Source organism: Salinisphaera sp. G21_0 (assembly GCF_017744115.1).
Lineage (GTDB): Bacteria > Pseudomonadota > Gammaproteobacteria > Pseudomonadales > Endozoicomonadaceae > Endozoicomonas.
In genome coordinates this window covers 72,985-92,079 of the sequence record NZ_JAGHQW010000016.1, presented here as the reverse complement: position 1 = coordinate 92,079, position 19,095 = coordinate 72,985, and the positions used below count along the sequence as shown (strand labels likewise).

Below are 19,095 nucleotides of genomic sequence, written 5' to 3'. Positions count from 1 at the left end.
TTATGTTGGCAGTGTTTTGATCAGTATTCTGGCTTTAATTAATCTTCCCTGTTTCATGCTGCTGATTTCTACCTTAACTGTTAACCTTTGCTGACTCCCCAAACCATGTGATGAGGAACCTGATTCTTCGTATTACCTTATGATTCATAGCTTCGTTGTAATGTAATTGGCCGTTACGCTTAACGATGTCTGAAAACACATTTTTGCGAGGTGATGGGAAAATATGCTCATTTTTTATCAACAATGCACGGGCTTTTGTCTATTTACAGGCAGAATTGTCAATGTTAAGTTTTTTACCAATTTTAAACCCTGCGTTTAATGGATCCTTTGATTTACCAGATTGGTTCAAACCATGAATATTTTTGATGAAGCTCTCGGTGTTCTGAAGTCTAAAGTTCAGGTGCGCAAGCTCTTTCACGATATGCACGCTGAAGACCTTCAGCGCGTCATCGGTCGCATTGAAGCCATTTACGAAGAAAAGGTGATGGCTCAAATGGAGGTTGAAGAGGAGCAGGCCCGCAAAAAAGAGGCGCTGGATGCGGTGGTTAAACAGATGAAAGAGCTGGGTCTCTCCCTGGGTGATATCAAAGACCTGTCAGAAGAGAAAAGCAGTGGTGGCCGTAAAGGAAAAACACGCCAGCGTTATTTGTTTCGCTACGAAGCCGTTGATGGTTCATCAGTGGATTGGGAAGGGGCAACAACCGGACGTATTCCTGCGGACTTCTCAGACTATCTTGAGCGAACCGGTAAAAATCGCAAGGCCTGTATCGTTTCTGAACTCTGATTGTTTAAATCCTTGCTGAAAAAAGAGCTTCTTACGTTAGACATTAAGCATCTTCTATTTAAGTGGTTCTGTGTTTGAACCACAAAGGCACAGAGGAAAAGAAAAGCTTTTCTTAGTGTCTTTGTGCCTTTGTGGTTCCAATGCAAAACCAGCAACACCGATCAACCAACCGCCAGCACCCCTCGTCAGACCCAGGGGCAGGTTGGTTTCACTCCTGCCTACCTGGTTTGCCTGAGCCTTTTATCAATCATCTCCTTCAGAACATTTTCCTGGTTAAACCCCCTAACCACTTCATCGGGGAACACCAGTGCCGGAGTACCGGTAATGCCCAGCCTCTGGGCCAGCATGATATTACGGTCCAGCTGTTTGTAAATCTCATCATCTACTACAGCGTTTTTCAGAGCCTCCAGATCCAGCCCCTGTTTTCTGACAATACTGGCAATGGAATCCGAGTCATGCCGGGCACGATGAGACATCAATTCTTTATGCAGCGCAAGATAGGCGTCATTCCCTTCAGCCCTGGCTGCTAATAAGAGCGCAGCCGCCTCTCTTGAACTTGGCCCGAGGATTGGCATGTCTTTATAGATAATTTTCAGGTCAGGGTAACTGTTGACCAGCACTTCCAGAATCGGGTCCTGCCGTTTGCAAAATCCACAGTTCACATCACCAAAGTAGGCAATGGTCAGTTTGGGGGTTGAGGAACCGGCAAAGGGATCATCACCGTGAAAAAGCTCAGCCATATTGCTGGTGAGCACCGAGTTTTGCGCCTGTGATTTGGCTAACTCTTCCCGTTTTTTCAACTCATTGACAACATCGATAAAAATTTCAGGGTTTTCCATCAGGGCTTCACGCACCAGCTCTTTGACCTGTTGTTGCTGTTCCCGGTCCAGCGGTGCGGCCTGACTGCTGATTGGCAGGATAAGTGCGGTAGCGGCAATGGCCAGCAGCTTTTTCATGGTTCACGTCCAATGTAATGTTCAGGATTGTTTTTACCATCATACCGGTTTGACGGGCGGTAATGGAATGCAGTCGCCATTGGTTAAGGCAATAATCTTGTAAATATTGCTATTTTTATTCTGGTTATTTATTAATCGCTGCCTTTGCTGATCAAAAAAGCCGGGATTTCGGAAAAAGATGATCCAGATCAAAGTACATCGGGTACAGCCTGCGTATGGTTTTTATAGGGATAGCTTGAAGAGACCGCTTGAAGGCGTAGCGTCAAGACCGCTGGAGTACCCGAAAGAACAGATTATCGGTATCAGCCAGTGAGATAGGAGAAGCCAAATATACTTCATCACAGGTGTTGTATTGGCGTCTCAGGCATTTGCCAGAAAAACGTACTAACCTGCTAAATGATCGCTGCCGGGGCCGATAACAACAGTTCCTTAAAAACACACGTAAAGGACTGAAACAATGAAAGTAATTGCTGTTGCTGTAGCGGGAATGTTATTGGCCGGTGCTGTTCAGGCTGCGGATAAAGCGGAAGATCTTCAGAAACAGGGTATGGTCTGTTACTCAATGGGCCAGGTCAATTCCGAAAGACAATCCGGTGGACGTGGAATGGCTCCGGACCTTACTGTCAATATTGCTCCGACTTTTTATATTACCAGTGACCGTGACTATAAAGCCTGTCGTAAAATGGCGGCGGAAAAGGGCGCTCATGTGATTATTGATCCGAATGCTTGATTTTTTGTTGGAAGCGCAATGGACAAAGATACTGAGTGAAAATGATCTCTTAGTATTTCAGGCCAGCGTTTAGGTTCTGACCTTGATCCCACGGGTTTCCGTGGGATTGCCTGCCACAAGCCCCTGTCAACTACCTGCGAGAAGAATATCTGCGAACTTTCGTATCCATCCGACGCACAGGAGCAAGGCTCTTAAGTGTGCTGTTCAGAGTTGAGGCTTATTCTGTCGATATTCTTTAGTTGGGCAGGCACTGTTAGGAAGGTTATTTAGCAGGAATCCATTCCCACGCTGGAGCGTGGGAGCCAAGTTAAGCTTGGGAAAGTGGCCAGAACTACTAAAGAGTAGCAGCATCAAAAGTACAGCCAGATGGCAAGTACTGATCTGGAATATTAGATATGCATGACCAAGTACCAGCATTATTACGCTTGAAGTTGAAAATACCGCCACGTAATGCAGTGTTCAATTGGGCAGCACCTGTTGCAACAGTTACAGTAACTGGATTTCCAGCTTCATCTGTTTGAGCAGAACCATCTTCATTTAATACTGGACGCTCTTCTGTTGGATCAGTAACAAGAGTAACTTTAACGTAACCCGTTGTACTATTTGCTCCACCTGTTTGGACACTTACCGCAGAAGCAATTGAACCTGCTGTAGAAATGCCCATACCAGCAGCTTGAGCAAACTGAGGGAAGGCACCGTCAATTGCTACAGTTTCTTCGATAGTAGTTTTTGCTGATGACAGGTTAACCATAACCTCAGATAGCTGAGAGCGTGCAATATAGTTTTGATACTGCGGAATAGCCACTGCCGCCAAAATACCAATGATCGCCACAACGATCATCAATTCAATCAGCGTAAAACCCTGTTGTTTTTTCATTTTTCTGTCCCCCGGGAACATCATTTATAGTTTTTTTAGCATGCATCTTCATACAAGACATGCGTCTTTTAACCACCCTACCCTGGGTACATCGTCCTTTCTCAGTGTGTATTCCGCTAAAAGCTTATGGTTATCATCTGTATAGCTACGCAGAACACGAAAAAAGTAACATGGTTTGATATGTGTCACAATACTAAAACCAGAGATTTGCTAAGCGTGGCTTTTGTAGATCGCTCCCCTTGCGAGCCGACACCTGCTCCAACCCCCAAACTCCGTTCGTCCTGAGTGGAGTCGAAGGGCGTAAGCTCCATGCCCTGAATAAAGACCAATGGCACTGACTTAAGAGTGAAAGCTCTGCCATACGCAGGCTTCAAGGCACCCTACGATTTGAACCACAAAGCACACAAAGAGCACAAAGGAAAAGAAAAGCTCTTCTTAGTGCTCTTTGTGTACTTTGTGGTTCCAATTCAAACCTCTCAACCTGTATCAATCCCCATGTTTACGGGGCTTTTAAGCTTAAGTCAGTGCCATTGGAATAAAGACTGTGCCAATCACCCTTCGACTCCGCTCAGAGTGAACGGAGATTGTACACATCAAACTCATCGAATTGATGCACTAATCCCCATCACTTGAGTTAAAACCCAAAGGCACCTGAAGCCTGCCCGCCGTTGTGACAATCTGCTGGCTAAGTGCGTTAATGTGCTCTTTCAGCTGGTAAAGCTCTTCAATTCTTCCCTGTTCAATCGCAGTGGTGAAATCATAAGGCAGGTGTTGCATGGCTAATAAGAGACGATCCAGCACCTCAACAATGCCTTGCCACAACTCAGCCTGTTCCTGATTAACGGATTGTTCAATGGCCAGGGCAACCAGCGAATCAGCAGTTGCAAGCACCGTCCGGATATTTTCCAGAGATTGTTGGCTGCGCCAGGATTCCGCCAGAAAAAGGTTGGTGCGATGTTTCCCCAGGGGCAGGGCCAGCTCTTTTTTTAGCCGTGAAGTCTGGGCATCTAGGCTGTTCAGCACCCAGCCATTCAGGCCCAGGGCATGTTGGCCCCGCTCCATTGCCATTAACTTGAGGGAGTAGTTACCGGACTTTTCCCAGTTCTGCTGCAACTCCATGCTATTGGCAAACAGTGCTTCCGTGTTTTCCATCAGAAACTGGCAATACTCGGTTTTCTTCAGGGCCAGGGCATCATTGGCCCGGGAATCAAAGAGCAGGTATTCGGAAGCGGAAAGCCCCTGGAGAATAACGCTGTCTGACAATAATGGCACAGGGGCTGCACTTTTGAGCCGCGCTTCAACTTTGCGGCCGGTCAGATTTTTCTTATCTGGCCAGAACTGAAAACGCCAGCCTTCCATATTCTCTTCCAGCATCAGTTGGCTCACCGCTTCCGCTGACTGCCAGCTTAACATGGTCGTACGCCACTGTTGCTGCAGGAGCCCGAAGTTTTTGTTATCCGGATTAAGGCAGAACTCCGAGGCAAGGTTTCTCAGGTTCAATGCCTCAGAAACCAGACTGGTATAACGTGGCTGGATCTGGTCTTCCAGCAAGACGGTCATGGGCGAACGGGATAAATCCGGTATTTCAGGGAAAAACTGATCGCACCCGCTCAAGCCCACCGACAGCATGATCAGTTTCAGGTATTTGTTCATAAGTTATGAACTGCCCGCTCTAAGGAAGAAGGCTGTCAGGAAGCGGTTGCCGTCAGGCGATGCGCCCACTTGGTTTTTGCTGCCAGCTGCATATCCACCACTTCGTCACTTTCATCGACGATTTCGCGGCCAAGCAGTGTTTCAATCATGTCTTCCAGTGTCACGATACCACGGATATCGCCATATTCGGTGACCACCATGGCGATATGGCTGCGTTTTTCCAGGAACGTTGCCATCAGTTTTGGCAGCGGCTCTTTTTCCAGCACGGCAATAATCGGACGTTTCAGGCTTTCCAGTCTGGTACTGCCGCCTTCCCGAAGGTGGGAAAGCAAAATGTCATTTCTCATGACAAAGCCGTTGATATCGTCCGGGTCTTCACCGTACACAGGGATACGAGAGAAGCTGGAACCGGTGAACTCCTTCATATAAGCATCAGTGGTGGTAGATTCTGGCAATGAAAACAGCACTGAGCGAGGCGTCATGATTTCCACAATCTGGAGATCACGAAACTTCAGCATGTTTTTCATCAGCTCAGACTCGACACCCTGAAGTGCACCAACCTGGAAGCCAAGGTCGGCCATCGCCTGAATTTCATCACGCAGATAGGGGTTAGTTTTGTCTTTTGGACTCAGCTTACTGGTCAGTAACTCGGTGATCCAGATAATGGGCAGTAGCAGCTTAACCATAAAGCGCACACCAACAGCCATGACCGGAACCAGGGATTGCCACCAGGACGCACCAATGGTTTTTGGAATAATTTCAGACAACACCAGGATCAGTAAAGTCAGCACGGCGGAAAAAACACCAACGGCGGCATCACCAAAGACTTTCGCTGCCTGGGCACCTGCACTTGCCGCACCAATGGTATGAGCAATGGTATTCAGGGTGAGAATAGCGGCCAGAGGGCGGTCAATATGATCGTGCAGCTCACGGACAATCTTTGCCCATTTGCTGTTTTTCTGCTCAAGACTAACCACATAGGCCGGGGAAATACTGAGTAGGACGGCTTCAAACACCGAACAAATAAAGGACACCGCAATAGCGATGACAACATACGCAACAAGCGTAACCACGCATGGCTCCAAAGGTAGTCAAGGGAATGCTATTCTAGCCTGAGAATTTAATCTTTGGCGATAGAAATTTCCGAATATTACATTGAGCCGGAATTCCGGCTGCTCGCTACCAGGGTGCTACATCTGCATACATATTAAGGTACCACGATCTGTAAGTGTTGAAATTTGCGGGATTCGCTCACTCACCACCGCATCCACCACCATCACCGCCGCCGCAGCCAAAGTCACCACCACCATAACTGCTATCGCAGTATCCGCCGTGACTACCCATGAGAACTGCAGGATAATATGCGCCTGTATATGTGACATGCGGTGAGTCTGAGTTTGAGTCGGAGTCGGAGTCGGGACGGGGGAAACGGATTATCGTGTCTGGTTGCCTGGTGACCATTCTGGAATTAATGGAAGTGTTTTGATGATTTTGGGTATCGTCCTGACCTTTGCAACAAAAGGCAAGGAAGGTCGCCGCTGTTGCAGTGCCGACAACTGCTCCTCCGGCCGCACCCACTACGATACCACAAACTACTGCCTCGCCAGCTGTTAATGTCGCAATTTCAACGCTAAGGCCGGCGAACAAACCGCCAACTCCACCAAAGAATGCACCCATCCCGGCTGAACATGGCCAGCACTCCCGGCAGTCGGGGCGAAGTAACGTGTAATCAAGACAAGATCGAATCGAGTCCATAATATTCTCCTAAATCAGTTTTTTTTGCTGGCAAGTTAGACAGTTTTTTTCCTGAAAAGTTTCAACAACGGTTTTTCAGGTGTGCATAAATTGTTAGCCAGTAATTTAAGGCGCGTTCTACCTGCTTTGGTCAGCCAATGGGCGGTGATCAATGGATGGTAAAGTAAAGATACGGAACATTCTTGCGAAATTGTGGTCAGAACTTATGGATCATTTGGCCAACTTCTGACTGGGGAAGACTTACGAATATGAATGTTTTCGAAAGAATTTCCGGTTTATTCCCTGGTGGAATCTTACCCTCCAGTCCTCCGGCTGTTGGCAATCAATCATCAAGTGAAGAGTTACCTGATGAATACACTCCATTTCTTCAGATGTCACCGGAAGATGATATTTCTTCCAGTGGCCCGGGCAGTGAAAGACGACCAATTCATAGTTTTGATATTGCCGCAACAGAAAAAAAGAGAGCTGATACCGCCAACCCGGTGAAGTTTGACTGTATCATCATGCCGCCTGATGATCACGTAGATGCACTTTTGGACAGGCTGTCTACCTTTGAGTACCAACGTGCACAAAATGGAGAGGCCGGTGCTGAGATTCACCTGATACAAAGTTTTGAAGATTTGTCCAGGGACAACCTGCGCCAGCGTATTCATCTGGAAGTTGGTGGCAAATGCCAGCGTTCACCGGGCAAGCTATTTGACAACAGTCGTCCGATCCGGTTGGTGGTTGATTTACAGAAGATGCATCCCAGCGATACCGTGGCGCTCAATGACCTGCTTGACCCGGAAAACCCTTCGTTAAATAAAATCAGATTAGGCAGTCATGTCGAGATACTGGTTCTGGTGCAAAAAAAACAGCTTCATACCGGTAATACCTTTTCATTGGGAGCCGATACCTGTCGGCGCATAAACCGGGTAGACAATACCTGGGATTATCAAAAAAAGCTGGCATCCCTCACCAGCGTTCCTGAAGCACATCCTTCTATTCTTGATATCTCTCCCTGCGCCCCGGATGAAAATAACCCGGCACATGAAAATGAAAAGTGCTCCATTAATTTGTGTCACGGCAGTGTTCCCTGGCGGCCAACACTGCTCGGGAGCTACGGTGTAAAGGCAGATCATGGATTCGGCTGGGAGTCGGGAGTCATTGAGAGAGAGGTACCAAAAAAACTGTGGATAACCGATGCCCCCGAAGAGGATCCGGCATTTACCCAGGCTCTGCGTAATATAAAAATCACCCGGGAAATCGAAGTGCAGGGCGAAAAACTGTCACTGCCTGAAGAGATGTTCTTCCGGGTCAGACAATCCGGGGGGGAAGACAGGTCCCGGCTCCTTGGCAGTATCAGGCTTGCTGCCAATATCCCTGACGGTCCGCTCATCACCATCAATTCCGCTAATGTGAAAAGCTGGCTGAGTACCGTGGGGATTAACGACAAAGGAGAGAGTTGCGAGCACCATCCTCTGGAAGAAGCCATTCAGGCAGGAGGGTCAATAGTGGTGACCTCTTCATTGCAGGAGGCGCAGTGGACACAATTACTCCATCGGCTCACAACGCTGATGGAAGCTAAAGAAACGAAAGTCCCGCTGACATTGCTCGAAACCAGGCAACCCGACTCTTTCTTTCCTGCCAGGCCTGACAGTTCGCCTCAATTAGCTGGTGAAGCATTTGAGCAAATGATCCGGATCCTGCGCAGTGAGGATCACGAAGGTCTGGTGAATGATCTGTTCAACAGGCACCCGGAGGCTGAGATTGTCCGTGTCAATCCTGAAACGACCCTGACGCAGCTGGTTAATAACCCACATATAACCTCTGAAGCCAGATATCAATACGGATTCCGCTGGTCCGGCATGATGAAGGCTTTGCAGTCAAACAAACCGGTTATTTTGTGTGGCCTGGAGCAAAACCCCAGGTTGCAGCTTGAGCTGGAAACCCTGCTTTTGAAACCGGGCCATTTCTTTGTCAACGGCAGTAAAGAGCAGATACCGGCTGATTCCAGAATTTACCTGGTATGGCCTGAAGGTGTCAGAACGGAATCGCTGGTATGGCACAGTGCAATTGCCCGGGAAGTCGCCGTGACTCCGCCGGTTCCTGAACACTCCCAAGCCTGGATTGAGCTGAAAGAGGGGCTGGAAAAACTGCACAGTGCTTTAAGGACGCTGCCGGAAAGGTTTGCCACTATTAATTGGCCAGCGTTGTCGGATGCCCTGGTGCAATCGGTACTCAATGAAGCCAATGCCATCGTCACGGAGGAAGGCGGCACCGAAGCACTTCCTGTCCACTACCGCAAAGCCATTGCCACATTGGTGACACATGTCGCCAGGAAAGAAAAACAAGTCAGAGCGTTCGCAAAGTCAATTACCCGGCAAATATGGCCCGACCACAATGGCTATTGGGTGGATATTGATAAACTGACCGCTGTTCTTGGGGATGGTCACCTGATCAACAGTGCCTATATTACCAGCAACGGATGGGAGCTGGTTGATATGTTCGGAGAGGGATTTTTCTCACACCCTGAGCCAATGGCGCTTGATTATAACCAGCCTGGCCACAGGAAAACACTGATCGCGCTTCTATGTCGCCACGCCCCCAAAGTTTACCAGCGAGCGCTGAAAAAAAGGCTTGGGTGTGATGATGAGCTCTTGAATACACTGCCTGAGGCGACTTACCGCTCATCCGTAATTACCCGGATTCTGAACAATGCCCTTTACGCCGGCTGGGATTTTCGGAAGCAACAGAGTAGTCCGGTTCAGACGCGACTGGACAACCTCTCCACCAGTATTCTGAGAATCCAGCAGAATGCCTCCGCAAACCAGCAGCGAAATTTGATCCGCAGCCTGCTGGAACGGCAATTTATTAATGCCAGTGATGATGATCCGTCAGTGCTGGAGCAAATACTCTCAAAACGCATATCCCAGCACAGCAGGGGCCTCAGGAGACTGGCCCGACTCAGGCGACGAATCCGTGGCAATAAATTGATCACCCTTGAGGGCACCACCGGTACGGGCAAAAGCTATCTCGCCCATCAGGCGGCAAAATCGTCAGGTCCCACGTTTACCCTGACGATTGGCCCCGGCGCAGAAGAGAGCCATCTCCTCAAGCGGTGGGTCTGGCAACATCAGGGTGATGACCGTGGGATGACAGAGCAGGCGGGAATTATCCTGAAATGGGCCAGAACAGAGCCCCGGCCCGGTGAGATGGTGACCCTGGTGGTGGATGAGGCGAATCTTGCCGCCAACCTTCTGGATAACGTGCTGGCCGGTATCTGGTCGGCAAATCCCCATATATTCTGTGGTTCCGAAAGAGTGGATATTTCACCCCAACACCGGGTTGTGTTCACCTGTAATCCCGGTGCCTACTCCGGTCGCAGTGAGCAAACGGTCCTGCAGGATCGGGGTATAAGGGTTCACTATCCCGCTTTAAGCCCGGAGTTCCTGAAAGAACAGGTGGTCTTGACTGCACTGAACAGGCTATTTCATGGGGCCTCTTTGACAGGGCTTGATGACGCTGTGGCCCGGCAGACTGCCGACACGGTGATGGAGCTGCAAAAGCAACTGAAACTGCTGCTGCCGGACCGGGTCTTCAGTCCCCGGGATCTCACCGATGTCTGTGGCTGGATGGCCTGTCAGCTCCATTACACTGCCTGGCGTGTCACGCAAACCCGGCTTGATGATATGGTCTGGAACGGGTTTGACAGTGTCATCGCTCACTCACTGAATAAGCAGACTCAAGCGTCTTACCAGATTTTAAAGCTGTGGTTTGAGCACCGCTATGAGGCCCGCAAACTGCCAACCACCGTGACAGGATACGACCTGCGTCTTGATCAGCTTTACGAAAAATTCTGTTGCTACGTTAACCGGGCAAAACCTGAATTTGATACATCATCACAGTCCGTTAAATCATTAATGCAGACGCTGGCCCAGGATCTTGATCGTCTCCGTCTTGAGCATGAAAGTGGTGTTCGCCATTCAGGGCGCAGGGCGACACTGGTTGAAGGCCCGGCCGGCAGAGGCAAGGACGCAACATTGAAGTTGCTGCTGGATATGTGGGATGACAGTGATGAAACGAGCAGGCCCACCGAAGTTCGTTATTTCAATGCCGGAGACTGTGACTGGGCTGAACTGAAGCAAGCCATCAGGGAAGCCCAGCAGGAAGGGACGGTTCTGGTGGTTTCAGAATTGAACATGATCAGCAGTGCCGACCTTGAAGGTGAACTCAATGATGTACTGACCGAGCCTTGCACGCCCGGCTTCCACCTTTTTGCCACCACTAACCCACCGGAATACAGCGGGCGCAGCGCATTTTCACCGGCACTTAATGATCGTTTCCGGATTATCAGAATCGATGATTACAATGAGCAGGAGCTGGGCAAGATTGCCCGGCAATTATTACCCCCGGAAAACCTGGATCAAACCGCTGAGCATATTGCCGCCCTGCATTGTTACGTTTACCAACGGTTAGAAAAATCCGGGCAGGCGCTGTTCCCGGTTTGCCGTGATCTGCAAAATCTTGCGGCAGCAGTCACGCCTCAATCGGATTTAATCGCATTATTCTGTCAGCATTACTTCCTCTATATGGAAGCCGGAAAAATCTCCAAAGAGGAGGTTGCTGGTTTCCTTCGGGATTCAACGCCAGAGCAACCAGCACCTGTCGATGGCCATCGTTACGATCACGGGTTATGCCGTTGGCTTTTTCAAACCATTCCCGACCTGGACAGACCAATATTTATCCAGCGCTCAACATCCGGTGGTTTTGGTGTTACGCCGACGCGGGAACTCGTTATTGATGAGAAACTGTCGGATAGCGATGCCAGGGCAGAAATTATCAAGCGGGCTGCCCAGTGGTTATGGCGGCAAGAGACCGGCCTGCCAGATGATCTGGAAGTAGGTGGTGATAATCAGAGCAGGGCGCTCTATGTTATGCAGCAGCGACAGTGGTTTCGTGCACGCATAAAAGGCAGCGACGTTCTCCCTTCGGAGGTATTTAAGCTCAGTGGCTGGGAGTCTGGTCCTGCCGAGTCGCAGGTTTCAGCCGGGCACATGGATGTTCTGAGGTACCTGGATGGGTACCGACACATTTTTTCAGAAAGAGAGATCTGGGAACGCTTATTGCGCGGGGACCTGCAAGTGGACATCGACAAGCCAGTGTCAGTCTGGGAGGCTTATCTGAAGCCTGCCTGTCTGCCGGTTGCGGTGGTTTGCTGTCTTCCCGTTCTTGCCATTGCACAGTGTTTGCCTTACTTGAGTCGAACAGCTGGCGAGAAACTTGACGGTAATGTTTCTTCTCTTCTTAGAGAGCAGCCCCGGCAACGTGGGGTTAGGAGATATAGTGGGGGTGGCTACCAATCCATAGAAACCAGAGCGGTCATTGGATGTTTCGGGTCTGAATCCGGGCCCATAAGGAAGGAAAGGACATTCTACGGTCAGGACATCAGGAGTTATCGGTTAAATTTCATTGATTATAAAGTGACCGATAATGGCAATATTTACAGGAACAAATGGAAACCCGAAAAGAGAGATTTAATCAGGGTCTTTCCTGAGGCAATGAATCCACCATCGGCAAATAATAATGTTCGACTGCATCCGGGAGAAACTTATGGGTGTCACACGATCAAAGTCGGACCAAACCATAAATTATTTCCTCTGCCCAGCAGATTCCCCAGGGAGGAGATAACGGAACTTCGAACGGAGCCGGTGCGGGCTCACCAGGTATTCCTGGATAACTATACTGGCCAGCACTGGATTCAGTTTTCAGGTTTAATAAACCGCAGTATTCATGTTCACTATAAACTGAGCAAAAAATGTAGTAGCGCTGGTCTGCTTGAAAAAGCTGATGTTAATAAAGTGCATGATACTCAACCAGTAGAGATAGAGACTCAGAAACAAGACAAATGCTGTTGCCTCACGGGAGAACTGTTCAAACCCCATGATCATAATCAGCGTGATGACCTGATCTCCCCACAGGGCAACCATTGTCCGGAACCGATCAGGCATCGCGTCGATGTCCTGTTCAATACGGTGCGGGCAGCTGCACAAGCCCCCATAACAATGCTGACCAATAATCAGCAGTTGGTACTGGATATTATCAACGCAACGGATGATCAGGGGCGAATTGCCGCAGCAGTGGAATATTGTCGTCAGTTTGACACTCAAAGTAACCTTGAGATCAAAGATGATTTGGCACAGACTCTTCTCTCTGAGGCTGTTGGCTCTTGCAGGCACCGTGCACCTGTTTTCAAGTTTATTCTGCAATATTTTGGTATCACCTGCCGTATTGTTATAAGTGAGATCCATGACTGGGCAGAAGTCTGGAATGGCCATGATTGGGAAACCTATGATTTGGGAGGTGCTTATTCGGAAGAGGATACTCATGGCCACAACCCTTACTTTCCAAAAATTGATGTTCATGATTTCGCAGCGCGGGAGACTGACAAGAACTCCCTTGCTGCTTTAGCCCCCGAGGTAATAGGGCATTTCCAAAAAGCCAATCTGGAAGGCTTTAGTCAGGGATGTGAGCGCTTGTCAACCTGCAAACAATATGGCAGCTCCTTCATCGAAGAACAAAGGCTGGTTGAAGAGTCATTATTGGCTGGTTTGAATCAAATGGCTGAGTCGGGTTCAGATGACTGCAGGCAGGTTTTGGAACATATTGATCATTGTCAAAATCAACTTGATGCACCGTCTCGCTACCATCATCCTCCGAAGAAAATGTGGGGTTTCCTTGAATCGGTACTGACTAATCACTTGAAGCACTGCATTGAAAAAAAAGTGACCAATATCGGATGGTGTTCTCTTTTGGCTGCCTTTATTGTCCAAAAAAAGTGGATTGAACCTAAAGTAGAACATTCATTTAATCTCTTTCTAAATCTCAAACAATGGCGCTGGATTGAAGCAAATGTCCCATCGTTGGGAATGCTTGCCAACCAGAATATTGAAAATTGGTATAATCTCTGGAAGCACAATGAACGCCCTTTCATTTTCTCGAGTCGTTATAACGAACAGCTCAACGAGATGGTGACAGAGATAGATGAAGACACCATGCCCACCGGGTGCTCGGAAACCTTTGAAACGTTGCTGGGCGCTTCAGCCAAAATTGAGCAGTGGACTGATCAGCCAGAAGATGGAATACCCGATATCAGTCGCCTTCTCCATGGAATCCCTGCCTACAGAAAAGTGGCCTCAAGCCAGTCCCAGGTGGGTAAGCCACTCTTTCTTATGACCAATGGCTTTATCGATACCCGTAACCAGCCGGAAGAGACTCAAACCCGTTTTGCACACTATCTTTACAAGCGTGCCCAATCTTTGAAGGCACCCATGAGCATTGGTCTGGCCGGAAGAGAGGGTTTTCGTTTCAGACCGTTCCATGTGTTTAAACCAACAAGCACGGTTCACGTTAAAAATCTGCTACTCAACTATGATAAGGTCTTTACTCCAGATAAGCACTGTTGTGCTGAAAACGTCTCTGGATTTGTCGCCAAACAGAAAGACAATGTTGCAATGTTGGAAAACACCAGAATCAAAAAAATGATGGATAGCGAGGATCTGGTGGTTATCAGGTCAGAAGATGTGCAGAAGATTTATGATGAATATTTCGAAAGCCTGGGGGTGCAAAGCTGAAGTGGGTGGGCGCTGTTCAGCCAACTCCGGTCACATAGCTACGGCTATGCTCCCTCCGTTATGCCTCGCATAGTACCAGTCCAGGTAGCTAGAAATATTCGATTCCACATAGCCAGCTACTTACTTTTTGAAATCGATTTCGTTTTTCGGTTTATAAGTGTGGTTTTTCATACTTTTAGTGGGTTTTTCTTGTACTTCTTTTTCTTTTGATTGATAGAAACTCTAATACTACGAAAGAGCATAGAAAATTATTTTGTGTGTTGGTAATGCAGTTCAACGTTGTTGGAGTAATTGAGAATGGGAAGGGCGCTTCCCTCATCTGAATGCACACATTATAAAGAGAGTTTCTATGTGGAATAAACTGAACAAGTCGATGATGTTCTGCCAAATGATGTTTGGCTTATCCTTTTATGGCGTAATGGTCATTTTGACCCGTTTCTTCCTTGAAGAGCTGCAATACAGCGAAGCAGACACCATGATGATTGTTGGTGCCTTCTCTTCCATCGGCCCTCTGTTCGCCATTGCCGGTGGTTTCATTGCTGACAAATTTCTGGGGGCCAAACGCTCACTGACGCTGGCTTACACTGCATTCGCATCAGGTTACGCACTGCTGGCATTTGGTGCTTCCATCGCCAATGCTCCAGTGGCTCTGCTGGGTATTGCTCTGGCCAGTTATGCCCGGGGCCTGATGTCTCCTTCTTACCCAAGCCTTTACAAGCGTACTTTCAAATCTCAGGAAGACTTTGAAAACTGCTACCCAATTAACTACTCGGTTAACAATATTGGTGCTCTGCTGGGTCAATATCTGTACCCAATGCTGGTGCTGGTTATTGGCTTTAAAGGTGGTTTTGCGCTTTCTTCTATCATGGCGGCTCTGGCGGTTACCATGCTGGTTATTTTCCACAAGCCACTGGTCGAGATTGGTGAAGATATCGACAGGCAGCCATTGAGCACTATGAACATTGTTATCTTCCTGGCGCTGTCTGTTGCCATGCTCGGTATGGTGTTCTTCATGTTCTCCGACATGGAAACCGGGAAGTACGTTGTATACGCCATTGGTGGTACTGCACTGTTATATTTCATCTCCCTGATGTTCAAAGCCAGTCAATCGGATGCTCTGAAAATGGGTACCATTCTGATCATGGCATTTCTGGCGACTGCATTCTTTGTGTACTACGGCCAGATGATGACTTCCATGACCATGGTGACTATCAATACCATGCGTGGTGAACTGCTTGGTTTTATCCCTCTGGCTCCAGAAGCATCCATGGCATTGAACCCTCTGTGGTGTATTGTTGCAGGTCCGGCCATTGCCGCGAGTTTCACTGCCCTGGAGAAGCGTGGTATTAACCTGTCTACTGCCAGCAAGGTATCCATCTCTTTCGTACTGGTGACTATTGCGTTTGGTATTCTGACCATGGCGGTTAAAGGTATTGGTACCGATGTTATCATCAGCCCGGATGTATTCCTGGTTATCCACGGTTTCCTGGCCTTTGGTGAAGTTATTGTGGGTTCTCTGGTGGTTGCCTTTATTCTGTCTGTAACACCTAAGAAGATTGAAGGCTTCTCAGTGTCCCTGTTCTACATTGCCATGGCTCTGTCTGGCATCATCGGTGCGGTGATCTCCGGCAGCATTGCAATGGAAAAAGGACAGGAAATCACCCAGCAGTTTGTTCAGGGTGTGTACGGTGACTACTTTGCCATGCTGACTGCAGCCGCGGTGGTGATGGTGATTATTGCCCAGGTGTCTTCTTTTGTTATTCGCAAGATGCTGGACAGTGCAGATCGGCCTGAAAATGAAGAAGCGCTGACTTCTGCGTCCCGGACACCGCTCAGGCAATAACTGGTTATCCCCTGAACTCATCATGGAGCAGCACAAACTTCCAGTTTGATGCCATCGAACCACATTTCGAGAGGTATCAGCTTACTTGTGCTCATCTCCTGATCTCACACCTGACGCAGTCAAGCTGCGTCTTTTCCGTAACGCTCACCACAGTGGTTCTGTCTTTAGCTTCCCAAAGCAGTGGGTCGTTATAGTTCTGATGGCGGGCATTAAGGAATCTTCCTGACCATCAAACCCTGTCACTTGCTCTGTTGAAGATAAAACCTGAGCCAACTATCAGCGGCAAGTAATGCCTTTTATTCTTCCTTTTCTTATGAGTGGAATAAGCAATAGTTTGGAGTTTATAGAACTTTTTGCGTCCAGGAAGGTCAAAAGGTCATGAATGTTTTATCAGGAATACGCTATAACCTCATTCAATGCATTTCTCCTGTATCCTTACACGCAGACGTTGTGGAGGTGTGTTCTGTTTGCCTGGAAGATATTTCCGGCTCCCGGAGAGTTTCTGTAAGTATTTGCAATCATCATTATCATACATCGTGTATTAAGAAATGGCTGAAGATAAGTAAAAAAGCAAATTGTCCATTGTGTCGTCGTGATCTTTTTATTATTGCTGACACCAAGGTACCTCTTCACTATGCAGCTGCTCAAGGCCAGCAGAAAACCATTGGTGCTCTGATTGACAGAGGTGCGAACGTCAACTCTCGAACCAAAGACGGGAGGACGCCCCTCCACTATGCAGCCGCTCAAGGCCAGCTGGAAGCCATTGGGGCTCTGATTGCCAGAGGTGGGGACGTCAACTCTCGAACCAAAGACGGGAGGACCCCCCTCCACTGTGCAGCCGAGAAAGGCCAGCTGGAAGCCATTGGGGCTCTGATTGCCAAAGGTGCGGACGTCAACTCTCGAACCAAAGACGAGAGGACGCCCCTCCACTTTGCAGCCGAGAAAGGCCAGCTGGAAGCCATTGGCGCTCTGATTGCCGCAGGTGCGGACGTCAACTCTCAATCCAAAGACGGTAGGACGCCCCTACACTGTGCAGCCGAGAAAGGCCACCAGGAAGCCATTGATGCCCTTATTGCCAGAGGTGCCAATGTCAACGCTCAAACCGTGAAAGGAGTTACGGCCCTGAAAAGTGCGAGCGACTGTAAAAAGATAAATATCCCAATGATCAAGAGTTTTGCTGATGCGGGATTTGATGTTAATGCGCCATGTAATAATTCAGGTTCAACCATGCTTGCGTGTGCCGCTGAGGCTTGTGATTGGGGGTTCGTCGACGAATTGATGGGCAAAGGTGCTGATATAAATGGCCCCAGGAATATAAGGACTAAACTTACGCCCCTCCACTATGCAGCCGCTCAAGGCCAGCAGGAAGCCATTGATGCTCTGATTGCCAGAGGTGCGGACGTCAACGCTCGAACCGTGAATGGAGATACCGCCCTGAAAATGGCCAGCGACAATCTAAAGATAAATATCCCAATGATCAAGAGTTTTGCTAATGCTGGATTTGATGTTAATGCACCATGCAATTATTTAGGTTCAACCATGCTGGCGTGTGCCGCTGAGGCTTGTGATTGGGGGTTTGTCGACGAATTGATGGCCAAAGGTGCTGATATTAATGGCCCCAAGCATATAAAGACTGAATATACGCCCCTCCACTATGCAGCCGAGGAAGGCCAGCTGGAAGCCATTAAGGCTCTGATTGCCAAAGGTGCGGATGTTAGCGCTCAAACCGAAAAAGGGGTTACGCCCCTCCACTATGCAGCCGCTCAAGGCCAGCCGGAAGCCATTGATGCCCTTATTGCCGCAGGTGCGGACGTCAACGCTCGAACCAAAAACGGGTTTACGCCCCTCCACTATGCAGCCGCTCAAGGCCAGCAGGAAGCCATTGATGCTCTGATTGCCAACGGTGCGGACGTTAACGCTCGAAGCGAGAAAGGATATACGGCCCTGAAAAGTGCCAGCGACAATGAAAAGATAAATATCCCAATGATCAAGAGTTTTGCTGATGCTGGATTTGATGTTAATGCACCATGTAATAATTTAGGTTCAACAATGCTTGCGTTTGCTGCTGCGGCTTGTGATTGGGTGTTCGTCGACAAATTGTTGGACAAAGGGGCTGATATTAATGGCCCCAAGAATAAAAATACTAAATATACACCCCTCCACTTTGCTGCCGAGAAAGGCCAGCCGGATGCTATTTATGAACTGATTGCCAGAGAAGCAGACGTCGATGCTCGAACCAAAAACGGTTTTACGCCCCTCCACTATGCAGCCGCTCAAGGCCACCAGGAAGCCATTGATGCTCTGATTGAAAAAGGTGCGGACGTCAGCGCTCGAACCAAAGACGGGGTTACGCCCCTAAAAAGGGCCAGCGACAATAAAAAGATAAATGTCCCAATGATCAAGAGTTTTGTTAATGCTGGATTTGATGTTAATGCACCAGGTAATAATTTAGATTCAATAGTGCTTGCGTGCGCCGCTGCGGCCTGTGATTGGGAACTCGTCGACGAATTGGTGGCCAAAGGTACTGATATTAATGCCGGGAATATAAATAAATATACGCCCCTCCACCATGCAGCCGAGGAAGGCCAGCAGGAAGCCATTGATGCTCTGATTGCCAGAGGTGCGTACGTCGACGCTCGAACCAAAAAAGGGGCTACGCCCCTCCATTATGCAGCCGGGAAAGGCCAGCTGGATGCCATTTATGCTCTGATTGCCAACGGTGCAGACGTCAGCGCTCGAACCAAAGACGGGTTTACGCCCCTCAAATATGCAACCCAGCAAGGTCAGCAGGCAGCCGTTGATGCCTTGATTGCCTACGCTGCAAAGCTCAAGAAGAGAGCCACCGGTGCTCATGTCCGAAAAAACACAGTAAGACAATGATAAG

At 48.6% G+C, this 19,095-nt stretch carries 10 protein-coding genes; 5 read left to right on the top strand and 5 right to left on the bottom strand.

The features are described 5' to 3' along the window. Positions 1-352 precede the first annotated feature (352 nt). Positions 353-784: an H-NS family histone-like protein gene (locus J7439_RS09595; RefSeq protein ID WP_209201603.1), complete on the top strand. Its 432-nt coding sequence runs from the start codon at positions 353-355 to the stop codon at positions 782-784. A gap of 218 nt (positions 785-1,002) precedes the next feature. On the opposite strand, the gene J7439_RS09590 is transcribed toward J7439_RS09595, so the two are convergent. Continuing rightward, entirely contained in the window at positions 1,003-1,740 is a 738-nt protein-coding gene (locus tag J7439_RS09590) for a DsbA family protein (RefSeq protein ID WP_209201602.1), read from the bottom strand. Positions 1,741-2,197: 457 nt separating this feature from the next. Here J7439_RS09590 and J7439_RS09585 point away from each other — a divergent pair, with 457 nt between their 5' ends. Then, complete coding sequence (locus J7439_RS09585; protein ID WP_209201601.1) at positions 2,198-2,470, top strand: hypothetical protein; 273 nt, start codon at positions 2,198-2,200, stop codon at positions 2,468-2,470. A gap of 334 nt (positions 2,471-2,804) precedes the next feature. Here the strand turns inward: J7439_RS09585 and J7439_RS09580 are convergent, their stop codons facing one another. The 4 genes from J7439_RS09580 to J7439_RS09565 all read right to left on the bottom strand — a co-directional run bounded on the left by J7439_RS09580 (position 2,805) and on the right by J7439_RS09565 (position 6,382). Then, a complete protein-coding gene (locus J7439_RS09580) occupies positions 2,805-3,347 on the bottom strand; it encodes a pilin (RefSeq protein ID WP_209201600.1) in 543 nt (180 codons plus the stop codon). A 615-nt stretch (positions 3,348-3,962) separates the two neighbouring features. Continuing rightward, positions 3,963-5,000, bottom strand: coding sequence for an imelysin family protein (locus J7439_RS09575; protein ID WP_209201599.1), 1,038 nt, complete (start codon positions 4,998-5,000; stop codon positions 3,963-3,965). A gap of 35 nt (positions 5,001-5,035) precedes the next feature. Next, positions 5,036-6,073, bottom strand: coding sequence for a CNNM domain-containing protein (locus J7439_RS09570; protein WP_209201598.1), 1,038 nt, complete (start codon positions 6,071-6,073; stop codon positions 5,036-5,038). 117 nt (positions 6,074-6,190) lie between these two features. Beyond that, complete coding sequence (locus J7439_RS09565; RefSeq protein WP_209201597.1) at positions 6,191-6,382, bottom strand: hypothetical protein; 192 nt, start codon at positions 6,380-6,382, stop codon at positions 6,191-6,193. Positions 6,383-7,003: 621 nt separating this feature from the next. On the opposite strand from J7439_RS09565, the gene J7439_RS09560 reads away from it, so the two are divergent. From J7439_RS09560 to J7439_RS09550, 3 genes are all read left to right on the top strand, one after another. Beyond that, on the top strand, positions 7,004-14,368 hold the full coding sequence (locus tag J7439_RS09560; protein ID WP_209201596.1) for a transglutaminase domain-containing protein: 7,365 nt from the start codon (positions 7,004-7,006) through the stop codon (positions 14,366-14,368). Between the two features lie 349 nt (positions 14,369-14,717). Next, entirely contained in the window at positions 14,718-16,211 is a 1,494-nt protein-coding gene (locus tag J7439_RS09555) for a peptide MFS transporter (RefSeq protein WP_353623028.1), read from the top strand. 378 nt (positions 16,212-16,589) lie between these two features. After that, entirely contained in the window at positions 16,590-19,091 is a 2,502-nt protein-coding gene (locus tag J7439_RS09550; RefSeq protein ID WP_286198270.1) for an ankyrin repeat domain-containing protein, read from the top strand. Positions 19,092-19,095 lie beyond the last annotated feature (4 nt).

Bases quoted from the DNA above. Each gene is read 5' to 3' on its own strand.
- J7439_RS09550 (WP_286198270.1), top strand. From the start codon at position 16,590: ATGAATGTTTTATCAGGAATACGCTATAACCTCATTCAATGCATTTCT.
- J7439_RS09585 (WP_209201601.1), top strand. From the start codon at position 2,198: ATGAAAGTAATTGCTGTTGCTGTAGCGGGAATGTTATTGGCCGGTGCT.
- J7439_RS09575 (WP_209201599.1), bottom strand. From the start codon at position 5,000: ATGAACAAATACCTGAAACTGATCATGCTGTCGGTGGGCTTGAGCGGG.
- J7439_RS09560 (WP_209201596.1), top strand. From the start codon at position 7,004: ATGAATGTTTTCGAAAGAATTTCCGGTTTATTCCCTGGTGGAATCTTA.
- J7439_RS09590 (WP_209201602.1), bottom strand. From the start codon at position 1,740: ATGAAAAAGCTGCTGGCCATTGCCGCTACCGCACTTATCCTGCCAATC.
- J7439_RS09595 (WP_209201603.1), top strand. From the start codon at position 353: ATGAATATTTTTGATGAAGCTCTCGGTGTTCTGAAGTCTAAAGTTCAG.
- J7439_RS09580 (WP_209201600.1), bottom strand. From the start codon at position 3,347: ATGAAAAAACAACAGGGTTTTACGCTGATTGAATTGATGATCGTTGTG.
- J7439_RS09555 (WP_353623028.1), top strand. From the start codon at position 14,718: ATGTGGAATAAACTGAACAAGTCGATGATGTTCTGCCAAATGATGTTT.
- J7439_RS09565 (WP_209201597.1), bottom strand. From the start codon at position 6,382: ATGTCACATATACAGGCGCATATTATCCTGCAGTTCTCATGGGTAGTC.